General features: G+C 67.0%; 15 protein-coding genes. 3 read left to right on the top strand and 12 right to left on the bottom strand.

Features of this window, described 5'->3' with window-relative positions:
- Positions 1-80: 80 nt before the first annotated feature.
- Positions 81-542, bottom strand: a complete 462-nt coding sequence (locus OG394_RS00380) for a hypothetical protein (protein ID WP_328992673.1) — start codon at positions 540-542, stop codon at positions 81-83.
- 565 nt (positions 543-1,107) lie between these two features.
- Here OG394_RS00380 and OG394_RS00375 point away from each other — a divergent pair.
- Positions 1,108-2,103: a threonine ammonia-lyase gene (locus tag OG394_RS00375; RefSeq protein ID WP_328992672.1), complete on the top strand. Its 996-nt coding sequence runs from the start codon at positions 1,108-1,110 to the stop codon at positions 2,101-2,103.
- On the opposite strand, the gene OG394_RS00370 is transcribed toward OG394_RS00375, so the two are convergent.
- The 4 genes from OG394_RS00370 to OG394_RS00355 form a co-directional block, all read right to left on the bottom strand.
- Positions 2,100-4,661 carry a DUF4153 domain-containing protein gene (locus OG394_RS00370; protein WP_328992671.1) on the bottom strand — a complete coding sequence of 854 codons (2,562 nt, stop codon included), beginning with the start codon at positions 4,659-4,661 and terminating at the stop codon, positions 2,100-2,102. The two genes, OG394_RS00375 and OG394_RS00370, sit on opposite strands and share 4 nt — an antisense overlap.
- Positions 4,658-5,356 carry a response regulator transcription factor gene (locus OG394_RS00365; protein ID WP_328992670.1) on the bottom strand — a complete coding sequence of 233 codons (699 nt, stop codon included), beginning with the start codon at positions 5,354-5,356 and terminating at the stop codon, positions 4,658-4,660. Before OG394_RS00365 ends, OG394_RS00370 begins: the two co-directional genes overlap by 4 nt.
- 97 nt (positions 5,357-5,453) lie before the next feature.
- On the bottom strand, positions 5,454-6,212 hold the full coding sequence (locus OG394_RS00360) for a hypothetical protein (protein WP_328992669.1): 759 nt from the start codon (positions 6,210-6,212) through the stop codon (positions 5,454-5,456).
- Complete coding sequence (locus OG394_RS00355; RefSeq protein ID WP_328992668.1) at positions 6,209-7,138, bottom strand: ABC transporter ATP-binding protein; 930 nt, start codon at positions 7,136-7,138, stop codon at positions 6,209-6,211. The genes OG394_RS00360 and OG394_RS00355 overlap by 4 nt, the downstream gene beginning before the upstream one ends.
- A gap of 265 nt (positions 7,139-7,403) precedes the next feature.
- On the opposite strand from OG394_RS00355, the gene OG394_RS00350 reads away from it, so the two are divergent.
- Together OG394_RS00350 and OG394_RS00345 are read left to right on the top strand one after the other, a co-directional pair.
- Positions 7,404-9,539 carry a hypothetical protein gene (locus OG394_RS00350; RefSeq protein WP_328992666.1) on the top strand — a complete coding sequence of 712 codons (2,136 nt, stop codon included), beginning with the start codon at positions 7,404-7,406 and terminating at the stop codon, positions 9,537-9,539.
- 194 nt (positions 9,540-9,733) lie between these two features.
- Positions 9,734-10,324, top strand: a complete 591-nt coding sequence (locus OG394_RS00345; RefSeq protein ID WP_328992665.1) for a T6SS immunity protein Tdi1 domain-containing protein — start codon at positions 9,734-9,736, stop codon at positions 10,322-10,324.
- 29 nt (positions 10,325-10,353) lie between these two features.
- Here the strand turns inward: OG394_RS00345 and OG394_RS00340 are convergent, their stop codons facing one another.
- From OG394_RS00340 to OG394_RS00310, 7 genes are read right to left on the bottom strand one after another with little or no spacing between them, the layout of a single operon-like run.
- The gene (locus OG394_RS00340; RefSeq protein WP_328992664.1) at positions 10,354-14,880 is read right to left on the bottom strand and encodes a heparinase II/III domain-containing protein; all 4,527 of its coding nucleotides are present in this window, start codon (positions 14,878-14,880) and stop codon (positions 10,354-10,356) included.
- Positions 14,868-15,917, bottom strand: coding sequence for a dihydrodipicolinate synthase family protein (locus tag OG394_RS00335; RefSeq protein WP_328992663.1), 1,050 nt, complete (start codon positions 15,915-15,917; stop codon positions 14,868-14,870). The genes OG394_RS00340 and OG394_RS00335 overlap by 13 nt, the downstream gene beginning before the upstream one ends.
- 1 nt (position 15,918) lies before the next feature.
- Positions 15,919-16,935: an NAD-dependent epimerase/dehydratase family protein gene (locus OG394_RS00330; protein WP_328992662.1), complete on the bottom strand. Its 1,017-nt coding sequence runs from the start codon at positions 16,933-16,935 to the stop codon at positions 15,919-15,921.
- Between the two features lie 3 nt (positions 16,936-16,938).
- Positions 16,939-17,955 (bottom strand): Gfo/Idh/MocA family protein, encoded by a 1,017-nt coding sequence (locus tag OG394_RS00325; RefSeq protein ID WP_328992661.1) that lies wholly within the window; start codon positions 17,953-17,955, stop codon positions 16,939-16,941.
- Between the two features lie 17 nt (positions 17,956-17,972).
- Positions 17,973-18,788: a carbohydrate ABC transporter permease gene (locus tag OG394_RS00320; RefSeq protein ID WP_328992660.1), complete on the bottom strand. Its 816-nt coding sequence runs from the start codon at positions 18,786-18,788 to the stop codon at positions 17,973-17,975.
- Entirely contained in the window at positions 18,781-19,695 is a 915-nt protein-coding gene (locus tag OG394_RS00315; RefSeq protein WP_328992659.1) for a carbohydrate ABC transporter permease, read from the bottom strand. The genes OG394_RS00320 and OG394_RS00315 overlap by 8 nt, the downstream gene beginning before the upstream one ends.
- Positions 19,692-20,990 (bottom strand): ABC transporter substrate-binding protein, encoded by a 1,299-nt coding sequence (locus OG394_RS00310; protein WP_328992657.1) that lies wholly within the window; start codon positions 20,988-20,990, stop codon positions 19,692-19,694. Before OG394_RS00310 ends, OG394_RS00315 begins: the two co-directional genes overlap by 4 nt.
- Positions 20,991-21,001: the final 11 nt, after the last annotated feature.

The following is a 21,001-nucleotide window of genomic DNA, read 5'->3' as shown; positions in this document are numbered from 1 at the left end:
AGATTCGCATTCCCGAGCTACCGGGAGGCCCTGTCTTCACGCGCGTACAACGGGAAGATCACCCACCTGACCAAGCACTGCTAGTAGCAGACCTGGCTGTCGATGTAGATGTGGTCCAAGCTACTGAATTTCATCCACTGACTGCTCTTACCGCGCCGGTCCACTGTGTTGGTCCAGCCGCCCCAGTAGTGCCACTTGGTGACACAGTTCCTGAAGAACCGGACGGCATCGGTGTCGTAGTACCAGTAGTGGTACTTCGACTCGTCGCCTGCTGGGAGCTCCACATCTGCGTTGTACTCAACCCAGGTGTTCGGGTGCTGCACGCAGGGAAGCGTGTCCCCATAGTAGTAGGAGGAGCTCCCGGACCAGCAGTTGGCGATGCGGATCGACAGGCCCGTGTTGTTACTGACCTCACCGCCGCAGCCCTGCGTCGTGCAGGTGCCTGCAGATGCGGGGGCGCTCAGGCCGATGCTCATGAGGAGTACCGCGATGGCGAGCGCCACGGAACGCGCGCCCCACTTGCCGAGCCTTTCCTTGATCATTCTTTCCTCCGTCTGATCGCGAGTTTGGTCGCCTGGCCGGTGAGACAAAGCGCCACTCAGACTCGGCTCGGCGTGAATCGTCACGCTGGCATGCGCAGATCAAACCGGTCCACCGCATTCGGCCAACCCCGAAACCCTCGGACCACAAGACCCCAGCCGTAACAACGGAACTGAAATCCGGCTCTCCTGTCGTTTCCGTGGATTGCCGTGCCCCAACCCTGGCCTCGACCGGACGCCTACCGCACTCGTACAGGTCGAACGACCGTCCCCCACGTCCCCCCTCTCTTTCCGCGAGTGGTCGCGTCACGACGCGACCACTCGCGGAAAGGGTTCAAGGCGACCACTCGCGGCAGACACCCGACATACCGCGCAAACCCACCCGGGAAACACCCTCTACCAGCGCAAACACGCCGCCTCGACCGCCTCGAAACGGCGCGCCCGCGCAGGAAGTGCAGCGCGTACGGCGCGCCCGCGCAGGAAGTGCAGCGCGTACGGCACGTCCGCGGCCTGAGACGGTTTGTAGGCTGGTGATGCTTGTCCAGGGCGCCCCGAGCCGACGAAGCGGGTGACGTTGATCGAGATGACGCCGGAGGTTTGTGTGCGGTTGGACCTTGCGAGGATTTTGCTCGCCCGTGGCCAGATCAATCCGTTGTTCGTCGACACGCCGCAGTACGAGTGTGAGCCGTTGAGCGAGGTGCTGGGGTGCCGGCTTGTGCTGAAGGTGGAGACGCTTAACCCGACGCGCTCGTTCAAAGGCCGGGGTACGGAGACCGTTCTCACTCGTCTCGGCGAAGGGACGATGGAGGTCGTTTGCGCGAGCGCGGGGAACCTTGGTCAGGCGCTCGCCTTCAGCGGCCGGCTGCGTGGCATCGGGGTCACGGTGATCGCATCGTCGGCCGCCAACGCACTGAAGGCCGAGCGAATGAAGGCACTCGGCGCCAACGTGGTGCTGGTCGACGGGGAAATCGAGCAGGCCCTCGAAACCGCCAAACGCTATGCCAGCGAGACCGGCGCGTTTCTGGTCGAGGACAGCAAAGACCTCGGCACCTGTGAGGGAGCAGCGACGATCGGCGTTGAGCTCTCGGAACTACCCGGCGACCTCGACGCGGTGCTGATCTCGTTAGGCGCCGGCGCGATGGCGTCCGGGGTCGGTTTTGCGCTGAAGAGTCTGCGCAAAACCCACACCGAGGTCATCTGTGTCCAACCCGAGAACGCGCCGGCGATGACGCTGGCATGGCGAGCGGGCCGGCCGATCGAGGTTGGGCGCCCGAATACCATCGCCGACGGCGTCGCGGGCCGCTATGTCATCCCGGAGGTGCTCGACGATCTCCTGGCGGTCGTGGATGACGCACTACTGGTCACCGAAGGCGGCATCGTCGAAGCAATGCGCCTTCTCTACGTGCACGCCGGCCTGGTGGTCGAACCAGCCGCAGCCCTGGGAGTCGCGTCGATCCTCGAGGGCGGAGGCCGGTTCGACGGCAAGACCGTCGCGACGATCCTCTGCGGCAGCAACGTCACGCCGACGGATTTCGATCGCTGGACTCGCAGTACGGGGTGCTAGCGGGTGGATTGGGTGCAGAGGGCGCTGTTGTAGGGGCGGGCGATGAGTAGGCGGGATTCGGCGCGGTGGCGGCCGAGGTTCCACTCGAGCCAGTCGTCGTCGCTCGGCTTCTGTCCGTCCAGCGCGCACGCGGCCACGTCGGGCGGAAGCGTCGCGAGTACTGGCACGGCGTCGGCAGAAAGGCTTTGCAGGTAAGACCAATCGACCTTACCCGTTTCGGCGTACCGGTCGATGTTGCGCTGGGCGATCCACGCGTCCGGGTTGATCGCGGCCACGCCGAGCAGGAGGACGGTCCCGCTGAGCAAGGCGGCGCGCGGCAGCCAGGACGCCCGAAGCGTCAGGCCCGCCGCCATCACGCCGAGCACCAGCAGCCCCAGCCAACCCTCGAAGACGTCGACCAGCAAGCGGAGCTGGGTGAAGCCGTACGCCTCCTGGTAGACATGCATCCGGTAGAGCGCAGAGGCGACCACTACCAATGTCAGCACGCAAAGCAGGCCAAGGGATCCGCGTAGCCAGAGCCGGTCCGCCGCCGTCGTACGGGGTGCCTTGCGAGCAGCCGCCCACACCACGAGCAGCGTGAGCGCAGTGGCGACAGTGAGCTGACCGAAGCCCTGGTGGACGTACTCCGCATAGGTGAGACCCGTGATGCGTTCGAGGTAGTCGTGCCCACCGAAGCTGGCCGTTGCCTGCGCCGCAAGGAAAACCAGGAAGACCAGGTCCACCAGCAGCACCGGCGCCAGCCACTCGTAGCGGTGCGCGACCGGTCGCACGGGACCGCCGCCCGGCTCGACGCGCGGCGGGTTCAGCGCGAGGTACGTCGCCGCGAGCACCACGCCGCCGACCGCCACGGTGATGAACGAGCGGAGTACGAACGTGTCGAGGTCCAGGTCGGGCACGATCGCGTCCGCCCACTTCGCGAACAGCGCGTCGGCCGAGGCGAACAGCAATCCGAAGACGAGCACCGCCAACAACGACCAGATGACCGTACGAATCGCCGCCGCACTCTTCCCGAGACCCCTGACGGCACGGAGGGAGCGACCAAGCCACGGAAGACCGCGCAACCCGGCGAGCGGCAAGGCGAAACCGGCCAGCACGAACGCGGGCATGCTGCGCCCGTTCACCAGACCCGCCACGCAAACCACACCAGCGGCCAGGACGCAGAGGACGACGATCCAATCCGCGTCCCGGAAGAGAACGGTCGCGGCAAGCAGCACGCACAACGCGGCGCAGGCCAGGGTGAAACGCGAGCGCCGGTTGGCACTGAACCCGAGGATCACGCCTCCGGCCGCGAGGATCACCGCGAACGTGCCGACTCCGCCATCCCGGAACGGCAGCACGATCGCCGCCAGCAGGCCGACCGCGACACTGCCGAGAACGGCGCGTACGTTGCCAGGCACGCCGGCTTCGGGCCAGAACTTGCCGAACAGCGTGTCCATGCCCGACTCGGGCACCCCGGCCGCAGCAGGTGCTGGGGGTTTGGGGCTTTCGACGGGGTTCGTCGTCATGACTATCTCCTGGGCCTTTCTGGCTTCCTGAATGGGCGTAATGGGTTGCCGTGGTTCCCGCGGCAGGTCGACGCGGACGAGCGCGCCCGTGGTCCCCTGCTCCGGCTCGACGAAGTGGATCGTTCCGCCGTGGAGGTCGGTCACCCAGCGGGCGATGGCCAGGCCGAGCCCGGTACCGCCGCCGCCTTCGGAGTCCGCCAACGTCCCGAACCGCTCGAACACGCGATCCCGATCGGCGGCGGGAATACCCGGCCCCTCGTCGGCAACCTCGAGCCGCCAACCGGTCGCCGTGGCCTGCGCGATGATTCGCACCACGCCGCCGGCCGGGCTGTGCCGCGACGCGTTGTCGAGCAGGTTGCCGACCAACTGGTGCAGCCGGGCCGGATCGGCCGGGACCGTCAATTCCGACGGCGTCACGCGTACGTCGTACCGAACCTCACGACCGGTCACTCGCGCCTCGGCGACAGCGCGCTCCAGCAACTCGCCTACCGGTACCTGCTCGGTCGAGAGTTGCGCCTCGCCCGCGTCCACCCGAGCAAGGTCGAGCAGGTCGGACGCCAGCGTGGCAAGCCGTTCGGCCTGGTCGAGCGCGGTTCGCAGCGCGACGGGATCCGGCTCGGCCACGCCATCCACGAGATTCTCGAGTACGGCGCACAACGCGGTGAGCGGGGTGCGCAGTTCATGGCTCACGTTGGCGACGAGCTCGCGGCGCTGGCGATCGACGGCGGCCAGGTCCTCGGCCATCCGGTTGAACGCCCGGGCCAGTTCGCCCACCTCGTCGACCGAAGTCGCGGTAACGCGGCCCGAGTAGTCGCCGCGGGCCATCCGCCGCGCGGCAACCGTCATCTCACGCAGTGGTGAGGTCATGCCCACGGCCAGCAGTTGGGTCACCGCGAGGGCCAGCGCCACCGTGACCGGGACGCTGAGCCAGAACGGCACACCGCCAACGGCGCCGACCGCCGCGACGATCGAGGCCACGGTGACACTGATCGCGACCAGCAGGCCAAGCTTCACCTTGACCGACGTCACCTGGTCCAGCAACGGGCTACTCACGCTTCAGCTCCCGGTTCGAGCGCGTAGCCGACGCCATGCACCGTGCGCACCCGGTCCGCGCCGATCTTGGCTCGCAGCGCCTTCACGTGGCTGTCGACCGTCCGAGTCCCAGACGCGCCAGGCCAGCCCCAAACCTCGGCGTACAAGTGCTCCCGGGTCAGGACGACGCCAGGTTCACCCGCCAAGCAGACCAAGAGATCGAACTCGGTCGGCGTGAGATGCACCTCCGTGTGGTCAACCCAGACCCGGCGAGAGGCCGCATCGACGCGCAGATCCCCCAGATCGGCGGGAGCACGGGCAGCCAGCTCCGCCGCACGGTCGACGCGTCGCAGCAAAGCGCCAACCCGAGCGACCAACTCCCGCATCCGGAAGGGCTTGGTGAGGTAGTCGTCCGCGCCGACGCCGAGCCCGACCAGGATGTCCGCCTCGTCGTCGCGCGCGGTCAACATCAGCACCGGCACCGGCCGTTCGGCCTGGATCCGCCGGCACACCTCGTGGCCGTCGAACCCGGGCAGCATCACGTCCAGTACGACGAGATCCGGCGCCGTCTCGGCGAACTGCGCGACCGCGCCCGGTCCGTCCCACGCCTGCACCACGTCGTACCCCGAACCGCGCAACCGGTCGGTGACCGCCTGGTTGATCACCGGCTCGTCCTCGACGACGAGGATCCTGTGGGCCGTTCCACTGACTGGCATGATCTGAGCGTAGGAGCCGGTCCGCCCAGATTTGGGGGACGACTCGTGAAGGTTCTGTGCAGATCTCCCCGACTGCACGCTCTGGGCCCTGGCGGCGTCATCGGTTCGCGTCGTCGCGCAGCAGCCGGAGCCAGCCGAGCAGCAGCGCGCCGCCGGCCCAGCCGAGCATGGTGAGCACCGCGAACGTGTTCGTCAGCCCCCGCCCGGCCGGCTCGCCGAGCAGCAGGAACAGCGCGTTCGTCCCGGGCATCAGGTCGGCGAGATCGGTCATCCACCGATAGCCGAACTGCGGCAGCATCAGCGGAAGTACGAGGATCAGCAGGAAAACCACGACCAGGGAGCCGGCGGTGTTGCGCAGTACGAACCCCAACCCGGCGGCCAGCAGCGTGCCGGCCGCGAAGACGAACGCGACAGTGGCGAGCACGTCGACCTCGTTCCAGGGCAGCGTCAGAACCGGTCGGGCCGCCGTATAGCCGGCCAGCGCCGAGGCAAACGCCAGCAGCACGCCCGCGCCCGTCGCGGCCCCTACTGCCACGACAGTTCGGGCGAGGAAGAGGACAGTACGACGCGGCGTCCACTGCAAGGCCGGGACGATCCCACCGGTGGCGTAGTCGGACGTCACCGCGGTGAGCACGAGCGCGAGCAAGGCGAACTGCGCCGGTACGGCGGTGAAGTGCGACGCCACCCAGGCCGAGTCGCCTTGCGCCGAAGGTTGACCGCCTGCCTCAAAGCCCGCCACGGTCCCGAGGCCGACCATCGTCACAGCCGCAGCCGCCAGGAACCACCAAGTCGCCTTGACCGTCCACAACCGGGTCCACTCGGCAGCGCAAGTACGTGCGAATAGGCGTGCAGTCACTGTGCCACCTCAGCCTCTCCATCAGGGTGGCCGTGGAACTCCACGCTGTCGCTGGTCAGTTCGATGAACGCCTGCTCGAGGGATTGCTCGACATCCGAGAGGTGGTGCAGCGGAACGCCTAGCGCGTGGGCGAGATTGCCCACGTCCTCGGCCGTACTGCCCTCGACCTCCAGCTCGTTCGGTTCGACTCGTTCGACCGCGAGTCCGTGCTTTTTCAGTCGGCTGAACAGCAAGTCCGGCTGCGAGCTACGGACTCGCACTTGGCGGCGGCCCAATCCACGCAGGATGTCCGCCGTCGTCGCGTCGGCGATCAGCCTGCCGCGACCAATGACGATCAGCCGGTCGGCGGTCTGCTGCATCTCGCTCATCAGGTGGCTCGAAACCAGCACGGTGCGCCCCTCGTCGGCGAGTTGGCGCAGCAGGTCGCGAATCCACCGGACGCCGTCGAGGTCCAGCCCGTTGATCGGCTCGTCGAACAGCAGCACGCGCGGATCGGCGAGCAGCGCGGCCGCGATCCCGAGGCGCTGGCGCATTCCCAGCGAGTAGCCCTTGATCCGGCGGCGGGCCGCGGCACCGAGGCCGACCTGGTCAATCACCTCCTCGACCCTGCGCAGCGGGATGCCGTTCGACCGCGCGGCGACGCGAAGGTGATTGCGTCCGGTCCGACCGGGATGCACGGAACCGGCGTCCAGCAGCGCGCCAACCTCGCGCAGCGGTTCGGCGTACGTCGCGAACGCCCGTCCGTTCACGAGCGCCGTCCCGGACGTGGGCCGGTCGAGGCCGAGCATCATCCGCATCGTGGTCGACTTCCCGGCGCCGTTCGGGCCGAGGAACCCCGTCACCAGGCCCTGCTCGACGTCGAAACTCAGATCGTCGACGGCCAGCACCTCGCCGTACCTCTTCGTCAGCCCACGTACCTCGATCATCGCGGTCCTCCCCCACGCCCGGCTTCACTGACTGGCATGGGGTGAGCGTAGGAATCCGCCTGGGCAGAATTGGCGGACAACTCGTGAAGGTTCTGTGCAGATCTACCGATTTGATCACCATTGAATCTCTAGCGCCTGATCCCAGCTGGATACGTCAACTGTTCGAGCGCAGTCGCATTGGTGGCTTCGAAGCAGCGGTGATGCTGGACTTTCGGCGGCCAGGAGACCGGGTCCTCCTGGCGGTCACACCGGATGAGGAGTTGCTATGAACGACGATTCCATCGCGACAGGCCGACCAACGATCGACCGCCGCAGACTGCTAAAACTAGCCGCCGCGGCCGGCGTACTGCCGTTCCTGCCGGGAACCACCGCGACCGCCCAGGCCGCGAACACGGCACAGACACTCGGGACGGCATCGGCTGGCTGCATGCCTTTGCCGCTGCTCTCCGGACCGGAGTTCCCGATCGTGGCGTTCTGGCCGCCGTCGATGCAGCAGAGGTTCAACACACTGGCGCGGTTCCAGGAGATGAAGGACGCCGGATTCACCGTTTCCTTCGTCGGTGCCAGTGACGCGGACGACGTGGGGTACGTCCACACCACGCTGTCGTACACCGATCAGACCGGGCTGAAGGCGCTGGTCGTCAACTGGCCCGAGCGGGCTCTGCAGTTACGCGAGGAATATGTCCGGCACCCGTCGTTCGTTGGTTTCCGGCTGGACGACGAGCCGAGCGCACCGGCTTTCCCACGCCTCGGCACCGGTTCGGCGGCACTGCGTGCGGCGGCGCCGGGCTTGCTGCAGAACATCAACCTCCTCCCCGATGTCGGGCAGGGTTGGCGAGGCTATATCCAAGAGTTCATCAGCGTCGTCCGTCCGCAGGTGCTGTCGTACGACCGCTATCCGTTGTATGCCGACGGCTCCGACCACAGCGCCTACTTCGCCGAGTGGCAGGAGTTTCGGGCGGCCGGCCTCGGTACTGGACTTCCGACCTGGATCTACATTCTGTCGGTCATCCACTGGCACTATCGGATGCCGACGGCCGCGGAGCTCGCGTGGCAGGTCAACATCAGCCTGGCGTACGGCTGCAAGGGCATCCAGTACTTCTGCTACTGGTCGCCGGAGCCGCCGCCAAGCTACGGCCCGGCGCTGATCGACTACGAGGGCAATCGGTCGCCGCTGTACGAAGCCGCCAAGACACTGAACACCACCTGGCTTGCTCCCGTCGGTGCGGAGCTCAAGCCGCTGGTGTCCGACTGGGTGACGCACGCGAACGGCTCGCGCCCGCCCGGCACGATCCCGTTCACCCCGGACGTATACCTGACGGGGACGTCGGGCAGCCCGATCGTTGTCAGCCGTTTTCGCAGCAAGGATCGAAAGCCACGCACCCGCTGGCTGCTGCTGGCGAACCCCAAGCACTCCGCGACCACGCAGGCCACCGTGCACGTGAACACGGCAACGGTCACCGCCGTCTCGCGGTTCGATCCGGCGACCAGGACGTACGAGACCCAGTCGAGTCCGGCGACGATCTCGGTCGAGCTCGCCCCGGGTGCGGCCGCGCTCTACCGGCTGGACGCGCCGGGCGTCTCACTCGATCCGCAGCTGCAACTCGTCGCGGTAGCGGGCGGCTCGGCTCACCACGCGATCCAGCAGGTCGGCGACAGCTGGGACGGCCCGAACGAGCTCGGCGGTCCGAGCCGACTGGTGGCGGCGTCCGAGTACAGCGGCATGCTGCACGTAGTGGAGATGGCCGGTGACGTGATCTATCACCGGGTGCGGTCGGTGGACGGCAGCTGGGGAAGCCGGAATGTGTTCAGCCATCTCGCGGGCGTCTCGTCGGTCACGACCGCTGTGGTGGTCGGGTGCCTGCAGGTGGCTTTCGCGGCGGGTGGAGTCGTCTATCACGCCATGCAGTTCCCGGACGGCGGTTGGGACGGACCGAACCGGCTCGGTGATGCCTCGAATCTGGTAGCCGCTACCGAGCATCACGCCTCCTTCCACATGATCCAGGTCGCGGGCTCGCAGATCTATCACCGCGTGCGGTTCCCCAACGGCACCTGGAGCTCGCGGAATCTGTTCGTCACGATGCATGGCATTACGTCGGTGGCTGTGACCGTGGTCGGCGAGGAGATGATGGTGGTGATCGCCGCGGGCGGTCAGTTGTATTACGCGATTCAGCACACTGATGGCAGTTGGCAATGGCCGACCCTGACCGGCGATCAGGCCGACCAGGTCGCCGCCTCCTCGGTCGGCGGCGAGCTGCAGATCACGGCGACCTCCGGCGGTAAGGCCTTCGTCCGCCGCCGGCACGCGGATGGCACCCTGAGTCCTCGTACCGACATCCCGACGCTGACCGACGTGACCGCCTTGACCTCCAGCGGCCGCTCCCCCGAACCCTGCCCCTAAATCGCGCACCCTGAGAACTTCTTGTCCGCGAGTGGTCGCGAACGTTCGCGAAGTGGTCGCGGAAGATCCAGCCGTACGTCGACGCCGCCTTCCGCCTCCTGCCTCCCACCTGCTGCCGCCCGGCCGGCGTCGGCCGTTCACCTGCCAGAATCGTCGCCATCGGCCCGGAGGCCGCAAGGTTTTGAGGAGAACCGTTGACGACGTTCCGCCAGTTCTTTCCCGTCGCGCCGATCGAGCCGTCGACGATCGAGCAGTACGCCGGTCAGGTGCCCGCCGAGGTCGTCGACCTATGGCGTACGCACGGCGCCGGCTTTGTCGGCGACGGGTACTTCCGCCTCGTCGACCCGGCGCGAGCCGCGCAGATGCTCGACGGCGTGGTCGGGTTCCCCGAGAAGTCGACCGTGCTGTTCACCACCGCGCTCGGTGACGTGGTCTTCCACGTGAACGGCACGTTCATGGTCATCAAGTTCCGCTACGGGGTGATCGACCTGGTGCCCACGGACAGGTCGTTCGTCGATCTCGCCGCCATGATCGAGCAGCCTGAGCTCCGTGGTTCCGCCTTCGAATGGGACCCCTATCCCGCGGCGGTCGCGAACCGTCAGGAGGGCGTGCCCGGCTTCGAGCAGTGCTACGGCTTCGTGCCGATTCTGGCCCTGGGCGGCCGGCCTGGCCCCGAGAACCTCCAGCTAGTCGGCCTGTACGAACACATCGCGGTGATCACCCAAATGGCAGGCATGCCCCAACTCCGCGGCTTCCTCCCAACCCCCGACGCCGGGCGGACGTGACCCGCACATCCGCCCGGCGGGTGTAGCGCTCAGACGGTGAGCCGGATGTTGCCGTTGCCGACGGTGGTGAAGGGGATCTGCTTGTTGTTGAGGTAGACCCTGGTGGCGTCCGGCGCGTGCAGGGTTAGGTGGGCGGGGGTGGTGGTTGAGCGGCGTACGTCGACGTGAATGGTCGGGCCGTTGTAGACGATCGACGCCTTCTCCAGGTCGGTCGGACCAGTGACGAGCGTCTTGCCGTCCAGGGCGATCGACGAGCGGGCCAAGAGGTCGATCGAACGTAGGCCGCCCTTGGAACGGACCAGCGCGTAGCCGGTCGCGTCGTACAGCAGGTTGTCGCGGGTGCCGTTGGTCAGGTCCACCTGGGTGTGGCCGTCGCTCAACCGGCGTACGGACGACACCGGCGAGCCGTGGCTGGTTCGGTACGTCTCGAGCAGGGTCGTGTACCGGGTGGACTCGGTGTTCGAGCGACGGGCCAGGACGAACGGGATCGCCGTACCGGTCGACGCCGTGCCGGGGCCCGTCTCGTGCAGGAGGTCCGTGGCGCGCGGTTCGAGGCCGGTGAGGCGGAGGACGGACGGGCCGTCGGTCCAGGCCGCCGTCCATTGGCCGTCGGCGGAGGTGCCTTGGGCAACGTTGGTGAGCCGGTGGTAGCCGTTGTCCTTGTCGTTCGGGTTGAGTACGCACGGCGGCGCCGGGCATTCGGCCGGCTTCATCAAGACGTTGCCGATGGCAAGCGATCCACCCGCGTGCCACGACTGGTCGTACGTGTGCGGCTTCGAGCCCGTGGCGTCGAAGACGTCCAGCGCGTACGAGTCGGTCATGAGCAGCGCGCGGCGCAGGGAGACGTCCGCGGCCGAGGGCAGGCTGGCGTACGCGCTCTTGGCCGAGGCGTCCGTGACCTGCAGCCGGGGCGTCGTCCCGAAGTACGTCAGCTCGCCGCGGGCGCTCCGGTCCTGACTGATGCCGTCGACAACCACCGTGTTGTGCGAGACGGTCTCGCGGTACCAGTTGTTCGTCAGGTCCGAGTTGCTCGCGCCGTACACCTGACCGAGGTCCGTCGACTGCAGACCGCCGGCGCCGATGACGTCGAGGTGCAGCTTGTCCGCATGCCCGTGCGTACCGCCGGGGACCCCGTAGTCCAGCCGCAGGTAATCGGCCTGGAAAGCGTCGACCCCCTGGCTGAAGCTCAGCGCCACATCGTCGAACCACGCCACCCCGGCAGCACGATCGGCCACCAAACCAACGCGGACTTTCACAGTGTCACGCGGTACGTCGGCCGCGAGCGACTTCCCGGTCCAGTCAAAGCTGCCGCTCAACGGCTTGCCCACAGCCGTCTCAACGCCATCCTTGTTGACGAATTCCAACTCCATCCGCGCACCACCGAGGGCCACGGCGCGTACTTTCGCGCTCAACTCGAGCTTCGAGACATCGGCACCATCGAGCGGCACGTCCTTCGTCCAAGTCGAGCTCGTGGTCAGCCGAGCGGCCGACTTACCGCGATAGCCGAGCGGGTCGATCCTCGCGGCACCGGACTTCGTCCACCCCTCACCGCCATCCTCGAACCCACCGTCGACCACGAGATCGTTGACCCACAGATCGACGTCGTCGAACCAGGCGGTTCCAGCCGCACGATCGAGCCCGAGGCTGATCCGGACGGAACGCGCCCGGACCGGCACCGCCGCCGTCAGGTCGTACGACGCCCAGTCGCCGCCGGCCGAGGCCTTACCGGTAGTCCCAACCAACCTGCCGTCGCCATCCAGGAAGGTCAGCGACAGACGGCCGGGAGACCCAGCGGCCATCGCGGACAGCCTTACGGCCGAGATCCGCGAGCCGTCGAGTGGGAGGTCCTGGTGCAACCCGCGCCAGCGCGACGTGTCGCCGACGACCTTCGCCGCGCGCTCGCCCTCGAACACGCGCGCCGAATCCCACGTTGCGCCCGCCAGGTTCCAGTACGACGCGTCCTCGAAGCCCGGGTTAGGCGCGAGATTGACCGGTTGACCCGAGAACATCGTCGCTTCGCCGAGCGAGGCGTGGTTCCGGCTCGCCACCCGGAGACCGGCGCCCGGCGGGATGCGCTCCGCGCCGTACCGCAGAGCCCATCGGTCCGTTCGCGGTTGCTTGAGATTGGTGTACGCATAGTCGAGCGACGCCGCGTAGTCGGGATCGTGATAGTTGCCGTAGGCCCATTCCGCGAACATCGTGAAGTTCGGCCCGAAGCGGCGACCCCAGTTGCCACCATCGCCGGCCGCCGGCACGGTCAGATCCGGGTACATGTACGGCAGCATCGACGTGTACATCTTCTTGAACCGCGGATCCTGCGTGTAGTCGTGCCCGTCCGGGTGATTGCGTGCCGCCATGACGAGATTCGTCAACGCCTGCAGGGCATAAACGTGATAGCTGGCAGACCCCTCCCACCACCAGCCGTCCTTCATCGCGGCGTTGTCCAGCAGGAACTCGACGCCATCGCTCACATTGTTCAACGCATACTCCCGATAGGCCGGCTCGTTCAGTACCGAACCGATGCCGTAGACGGCCGCGTCATGCCAGGCCTGGAAGTTCGACGTCGAGGTCGGGATTTCCATCAGCAGTTCGGCCAGCGGGCGCAGCAGGTTCTGCTCGATGGCGACCTGTTCCGCGGGCGAAAGCGTCGCCCGGATCAGGTCGTACGCGTCGATCAGGCCGATCGCGGACACCGCCTCGTCCAGCGACTGGTAGTGCACTCGCCCGTAGAGACCGTTGCGCGGCACCGACAGGAACTGGTCCGCGTAATACAGCAGCACATCCCGCGCCTTCTCGGCATACTTCAGGCGGGCGGGATCCGGTAGCAACTGGTAAGTCAGCGCGAGGTCAGACGCACCAGAGGCCGCGTTGTTGTGCCAGATCTCCACCCAGGCGCTGTTGTACGGCTCGCCGGTGTAGACCTTGCCGTCGATCGGGCAACGGTGTTCCGTCGGCTTCGCGAAGTCGAACTGCAGCGCGGTGTTGGTGCCCGGACACTTGTAGTCGCCACTCCATGCGCCGTGCGACATGGTCTGGTCGAGCGGCCGCGCGAGCCAACCGTCAGCCTCGGTCTTCACCACCTTCGCGAAGGCATCACTGGCCCAACCCTGCTCCGCAACCCGCTTCCGCAGTGCGTCGAGCTCGGCGGGCGTGTTGTAGACCTGCGGCTCCGCGGCCCTCTCCCCCGGCACCGCCACCGTCGTATCGAACCACGCGACCTGCCGAAGATCCGGCGCGCCCGAAGGCGTCGCGATCAGCCGAACTTGCCTTAGCGAACCGACGGCCATTCCGGCAGGCAGCGCCACCGTGACCTTGACCCGCGCCGATTGACCGGGCTCGAGCACACCCGTGACGGCGGGCTCGACCTTGGCAGTTGCCGGGAGCAACGACGATTCGTCCAACGTGAGATCGATGCTGTCGGCAATCGAACGGCGGTTCGTGACCGTCGTGTGGTAGACCACCTCAGAGCCGGCGGCCGCGCCCTTGGTCAGGTTGTCCGGCACCAGCCAGGACGATTCCGGCGTGATGCTGACGTTGTCGACCCAGACCTTGCCCGTCGCGTTCCGCACCTCCGGAATAACCTGCACGCGCTTGGTCTTCGGCGGCAACCTGAACGTCGCACTCACGCGCGACCAATCACGCGTGCCCACCATGATGCCGCCCATCACCGACGAGCCGGTGTAGACGACCGTGCCCGCCTCATTGACGTACGTGAAGTTCAACGACAGCCGCAGACCACCCGGAGTATCGGTGTAGTCGGCCGCCTTCAGATCACCGAGTTTCACGTCCGCGCCGATCGTCACCAGCGGCCAAGTCGACTGATCGACGAGTGACGTGATGAAGCCGCCGACCTTCTTGCCAGGCACGGCGTCGATCCGCATCGACCGGGCGCCGGACTTGAAGACCTCGGTGTCGACCTTGTACGTCTGACTCAGGTACGGCGTACACCAGTAGGTCGCAGGGCAGTTCGGATCGGTCGAGACCGTCTCGAAGCCCGGGTTCGGCGCGACGTTCACGGGCGCGGCCGCGGTCACACTGAGGTCGTCGAACCAGACCGTGCCGACGGCGCGATCCAGCGCCAGACTCAGGTACGCCGAGACCGTGCCGGGCGGTACGTCGTACGTCGCGCTCTCCGTGCGCCAGTCCTGCGTCCCCTGCAGGCGGATCCCCTGCCAGGTGCGGGCGCCGGTCGCGTTGACGAAGGCGATGTAGACCTTGGCCTGGTTGTCGATCGAGGCGCCTTGCGTCACGCCGTCGAGCTTGGCAAGCGCCGACACCGTCACCTTGGCGGTACGTCGACCGTCGAGGCCGAACGGCGCCGAGGTGGCGCCTTCCCACGCGGTCGTGTCCGTGGCGGCGATGCGCAGCGAGCCCGCGTCGTACGTAGCCCGGCGAGATAGCGTCCACGACGTGGCGTCGGTGGTCAGCTCGGGATTGGTCACCAGGTTCCGCGTAGCCGGGGTACTCACAGCGGACGCTTCGGACGGGAACGAGACATCAGATAGTGAAGCGACCAGCAGCCCGAAGGCGAGCGTGATCGAGGTCAGCCGACGCATGATTCCTCCAGGGTGAGCCAGCGGTCGAGGTTCTTCGCCACGAAGGCGTCATCGATCAACTGCGGATAGGCCGCGATGACCCGGTCGAGCTCTTCCGACTGTCCGGGCGAGAGCTTCTCGTCCGGGTCCAGCAAGCGCAGGTTCTCCAACAAGCCTTGGCGCCGGAGCACCTCATGGATCCCGGCCACGCAACCGGCGAAGTCGCCGGCCACATCGAAGACGGCGGCGTTCGCATCAGTCAGCTGAGCCGCAAGCGTGAGCAACTCGGCCGACACCTCCCCCGACCGGGCGCGCTCGAACATCTCCACCGCCCGGTGCGTCCAGACGGCGTTCTGCCCGAGCAACCCGCCCACGATGTGCTTGCGGACCTCGCGGCCACCTACCCGGAAGCGGTAGGTGGTCGCCAGATCGACCAGGATGTTGTCGTCGTTCCCCGTGTACAAAGCGATCTCGTCGGCGCGGCTCGACTCGCACACCGCGCGAACGACGTCGAGCGTGCGATACCGGTCGAACGGCGCGATCTTGATCGCCGCGAGGCTCGGCAACTCGGCCAACCGCGCCCAGAAGTCGAACCCCAGCACTCGCCCGCCGACAGCCGGCTGCAGGTAGAACCCGAACACCGGCATCACCTCGCCGATCGCCGCGATGTGCTCGACCACCTGGTCATCGGTCAGCTCGTCGAGTCCACGCAGGATCACCATCGCCAGGTCGTACCCAAGCTCCGACGCCTGCCGCGCCTCGGCAACGGCGTCCGCGGTGGTCCCCGCAACCCCTGCCACCATCACCATCGGGCGCTCATACTCGCGGGCCGTCTCGATCGCCAGCCGCAGGACCGGTTCGAGCAGGCCCGCGTCGCGGATCCCGAATTGGGTCGTGTGTACGCCGACGGCCAGACCGCCCGCGCCGGCGTCCAGGTAGTACCGGCTCAACGCGCGCTGGCGCCGTACGTCGAGGTTGCCCTCGGCATCCAACGCGAGCGGATGTGCCGGTATCAGCACACCTTTGCGCAGCGCCCTGGCAGTTGCTTCAGGCAACATGTCAGAACCTCCCTTCACGTTCTTGGAAGTTGGTGTCCTTGCCATGGGTATCGCCGCCGGCCCGCACCCAGTCCGCGGTCCACTCGAGCAGCCGCCGCAAGGGCACACTGGGATAGCCGAAGAGCTGGTGCGACAGCGATGCGTTCGACAACAACGCGGTATCGGCCGGTTCGCCGGTAAAGCTCACCGGTACGTCGAGCAGCTCGCCGAGGCGCTCGCTCAGCCACTGCACCGAGGCCGTCTCCGGTCCGGCCAGGTTCACCACGAGCGGCGGCGTCGCGCAGAGCTCGAGCAGTCGCAGGGTGGACGCGTTCACGTCGCCCTGCCAGATCACGTTGACGTTGCCCATCCGCAGGTCGACCGGCTCGCGCCGGGAGACGGTTCGCGCCAGCTCCAGCAGTACGCCGTACCGCAGCTCGACCGCGTAGTTCAGCCGCACGATCGCCATCGGCGTGCCATTCACGTGCGAGAAGTGCTCGAATACCCGCTCGCGGCCGAGACACGACTGCGCGTACTCCCCGACCGGCCCCGCAGGAGTTGTCTCGTCGGCACCACCCGAGGTCACGGGCACCAGCGGGTAGACGTTCCCGGTGCTGAAGGCAACGATCTTCGAGTCGCGGAAGCGCTCGGCCACGCGGCCCGGCAAGTGCGCGTTCAACGCCCAGGTCTGATGCTCGCTGCCGCCCGTGCCGAACTTGCGCCCAGCCAGGTAGACCACGTTCCCAGCGTCCGGCAGCGCTCGCAACGCAGCGTCGTCCATCAAGTCGGCTTTCGCCAGGTCGACCCCACCCTCGGCCAAACGAGACGCCGTGGCCGGGTCCAGGTTTCGCGCCACGCCGACAACGCGCGAGTTCTTGCCCGCCTTGTCGAGGGCCCGTCGCGCCATCAACGCGAGCTCCGGCCCGAGCTTGCCGCCAACGCCGAGCAGCATCAGGTCGCCGTCCAACCAGGACAGGCTTTCGATCACCTCGGGCGTCGGCGCCGACAACGCGTCGTACAACTCTGCCAAATCCTGCATAGGTCAGTCCCTCCCTACTGGAGCCAAAACTTGCGGTACGGCGACCAACTCGCCGAGCGCCGCCGATTCGTAAATGGCGAGCGCGGTCGCGACCACCGCCTGCCCGTAGTCGCCGGACACCGCCGGCTCCCGATCCTGCGAGCACGCCTCGACGAAGTCCGCGAGTTGGTTGCGAAAGGCACCGTCGAGATCGCCCTCATCCGGCGGGACCTGGTTCTCCCCCGCCGCCTGGTAGATCCGCAGACCGTCGCGACGGGACAACCGCAACGCGCCGCTCTCGCAAACCACCTCGGTCTCGTCCTGGAACGGCAATCCCGTCCCGACCAACGAGAGCGCCACCCGTACGTCGTTACCGAGTTGCAACAGCCCGGACGCCTCGGTCTCCACGTTCAGGCCGGGCTTCTGCCAGGTATGCGCGAGCACCCGGGTGGCGGGAGCCGCGCCGAGCCAGTGGGCCTTGTCGATCGAGTGGATGCCGACGTTCATCACGATGCCGCCACCGGCCAGGACCGGGTCGAAGAACCAGTCGGGCCGCGAACCGGGCGCGTAATGCGCCGTACGCCGCTCGGTGATCATGAGCGTCCGCCCGAGCCGACCCGAGGCCAGCACGTCCCGCGCCTCCCGCACCGAGGGCAGGAAGTGCACGACATGTCCCACCCCAAGCCGTACGCCGGCCTGGGCACACGCGTCGATCATCAACCGGCAGTCCGCCACGGTCGTCGCCATCGGCTTCTCGACCAGGACGTGCAACCCATGCGCCGCGGCGTCCACGGTGATCGGCGCATGCAGCGAATGCGGCGCGGTCACGATCACCCCGTCGAGCCCACCCGCGGCGAACATCGCGAGGTGATCAGCGAAGGCCCGGGCGCCGAACCGCTGCCCGAGACTCTCCGCGGCCGCCGTACGCACATCGCACGCCGCGGCCACCTCGACGCCGGGCAGACCGGCCGCGGCCTCGGCGTGCAGTTCGGCGACGCCGCCCGCACCCACGATGCCCAGCCGGAAACTACTGTCAATCACGTAAGACCCCTTAGTAGTCAACCTTTGACCCCGCCTGCCATCGCGCCGCTGACGAAGTAGCGCTGGGCGAACACGAAGAGCACGAGCATCGGCACGAGCGACATCAACGCGGCCGCTGTAACCAGTTGGTCGTTGCCGACGAACTGGCCGCGCAGGCTCATCACGCCGATCGGCAGCGTGTAGTTCTCCGGCGAGGTGAGGTAGATCTTCGGCTCCAGCACGGCGCCCCACGACCCCATGAAGGTGAAGACGCCGAGGGTCGCGAGCGCGGGTTTGGCCAGCGGCATGTGGACCCGCCAGAACACCTGCCACGGATTCGCGCCGTCGATCATCGCCGCCTCCCCGAAGTCCTTCGGAATCGCGAGGAAGGTCTGCCGCATCAGGAAGATCCCGAACGGCGTCGCCAGCCAGTACGGCACGACCAGCGGTAAAACCGTGTCGAGCCACCCGAGTTCCTTGTAGAGGATGAAGCTCGGGATGATCGTCACCACCGTTGGCAGCATCAACGTCGCCAGCGCTGCCGCGAGCAGCGCCTCGCGCCCGGGCAACTTCATCCGGGCGAGCGCGTGCCCGACCATCGAGCTGGTGACGAGGTTGCCGATCACCGCGAGTACGGCGATCAGCAGGCTGTTCCAGGCGTACATCCCGAAAGGCGCCCGCTCCCAGACCTGGGAGTAGTTGTCCCAGCGGATCGGATCGGGGATCCACGAGGGCGGCACCGCGATGTACTGCGCGAAGCTCTTCAGGGAGTTGCCCAGCGAGGCCAGGAACGGGACCAGCATGACCGCGGCACCGAGGCCCAGCAATCCGTACGACAAGACCTTTTCACGCATAGTGCACCCACTTCTTCTGCATGCGCAGCTGGAACAACGTGAGCACCATCGTCAGCGCGAACAGCACCCACGCGATCGCGGCCGCGTAGCCCATGTGGAAGTACTCGAAGCCCTGCCGGTACATGTAGAGCACGGTCAATTCGCTCGCCTCGCTCGGGCCGCCGTTCGTCATCACGAAGACCTGCTCGAACGCCTGCAACGTGGTGATGGTCGACAAGATCAGCACCAGGAACGTCGTACCGGAAACACCTGGCAGGGTGACGTGCCGGAATCGCTGCCAGATGTTGCCGCCATCGGTCTCGGCCGCCTCGTACAACTCCTTCGGAATGCTCTGCAGGCCGGCCAGGAAGAGCACCATCATCGAACCGACGCCCTTCCACACGGCCACCGCGGCGAGCGTCGGGATGACCAGCACCGGACTCTGCAGCCACACCTCGCCCTCGACCCCGAACCACCCGAGCAGCGTGTTCGCCATCCCGAACTTCGGGTTGAAGACTGCATCCGCGACGTAGGCGATGACCACCCACGACGAGATCACCGGCACGAAGTACGCACCTCGGAAGAACGCGATGAACCGGATCTTCCTGTTCAACGCGACGGCGAGACCAAGCGCCAGGAACGTCTGGGCCGGCACGAACAGCACTGCGAAGTAGAAGGTGTTGAGCAACGACTTGAGGAAGACCTCATCCCCGAGTAGCCGGCGGAAGTTCTCCAAGCCGATCCAGGATGGCGCCGACATCGTGTCGTAGTCGGTGAAGCTGAGGTAGGCCAGCGCGAGCACCGGCCAGGCCGTCAGCACCACCAGATGCAGCAGGTACGGCGAGGCGAACAAGGTGGCCCACGCCTTCGCGCCGAGTTTCTTGTTGCGGGGAGCAACGGTCGGCCGGATGGCCGCGAGCGTCGTCACTGTCCGGCTTGGAATCGGTCGATGATCTTCTGCGCCTCCTGCTGTGCGTCGCGCAGCGCGTCATCGACACTCTTGTCCCGGATGAGCGCCTTGTTGACCTGGTTCGACACGGCCTTGGTGTACTCGGTCCACACCGGGCTCACGCCCAGGTCCTGCGCTTCCGCGAGCGAGTCGACGAAGACCTGGCGATTGACCGGACCCGAAGCGGGCTTGAGGAATACCGGGGAGGCGGCAACCTTCTTGTTGATCGGGATGGCCTCGCCGATCTGGGTCCACTTGGTCTGCGGGCCTTCGGAGGCGAAGTACGTCATCCACTTCCACGCGGCCCGGGCCTTCGCGTCCGAGGCGGCCTTGTTCACCACCCACGAGTTGACGATCGCCACATTGCCGCGAGCGCCGCCCGGGCCCTTGGGCAACGGCGCCACTTCGAAGTCGAGCTTGGCCTGCTGGGCCGAAAGGATGCGCGCGTAGATCCCGAACTGCATCGCCACCTGACCACTCGGGAAGAGGTTCGGCGCACCGCCGAGGGCCTCCGTGGTGACGACGTCCGGCCCGATCTTCTCGTCGTACATCTGCTTCAGCACCCAGTTCAACGCGGCCTTGCTGCCCGGGTTGTCGATCGCGGCCTTCTTGTTGCCGTCAGCAAGGACCTTACCGTCGAAGGCCAACATGGCCGGCCACCAGGTCTCGGTGAAGCTCTTGGCATAAAGGCGCATCCCGTACACGTCGGGCTTGCCGTCGCCATTGGTATCGCGGGTCAGCTTCTTCGCGGCGGCGGCCAGGTCGTCGTACGTCCAGTCCGCGGTCGGCGCGGCGACCTTCGCTTCGGCGAACAACTTCCTGTTGTAGAAGAGCACCGGCGTCTGCGCGCCCTGCGGGAAGCCGTAAAGCTTGCCCTCGGCATCACGGTTGAGCTCGATGCCGTAGTAGTCGTCCGCCTTGATCTCCTTGGCGAAGTCGCTGAGATCGCGCAGGCTCTTGCGCCCGGCGTACTCCTGGACCATCACGCCGTCCGACAACCAGACATCCGGGGCCTGACCTCCGGCCAACTGCGTCCGCAGCCGGGTGAAGAAGTCGTCGTACGGGGCTGAGCTCAGCTCGACCTTGATGTCCGGGTTCTGCTTGCCGAATTCGGCCGCGAGTTCCTTCATCGTCTTGTCCGCCGGGCCGCCTGCTTCGGCGTAATAGCCGAGCTTCAGGGTGACCGGGCCGTTGCTCGTTTCGGCTGAGCCGCCGCATCCGGCCAGGGCTGTCAGCCCCGCCGCCAAAAGCAACGGGGTTAGTAGCTTCCTCACAAGTTTTCTCC

The sequence above is a fragment of the Kribbella sp. NBC_01245 genome, assembly GCF_036226525.1.
Lineage (GTDB): Bacteria > Actinomycetota > Actinomycetes > Propionibacteriales > Kribbellaceae > Kribbella.
Note: the sequence above shows the minus strand (reverse complement) of the source record. Positions and strands in the feature narration are given on the sequence as shown.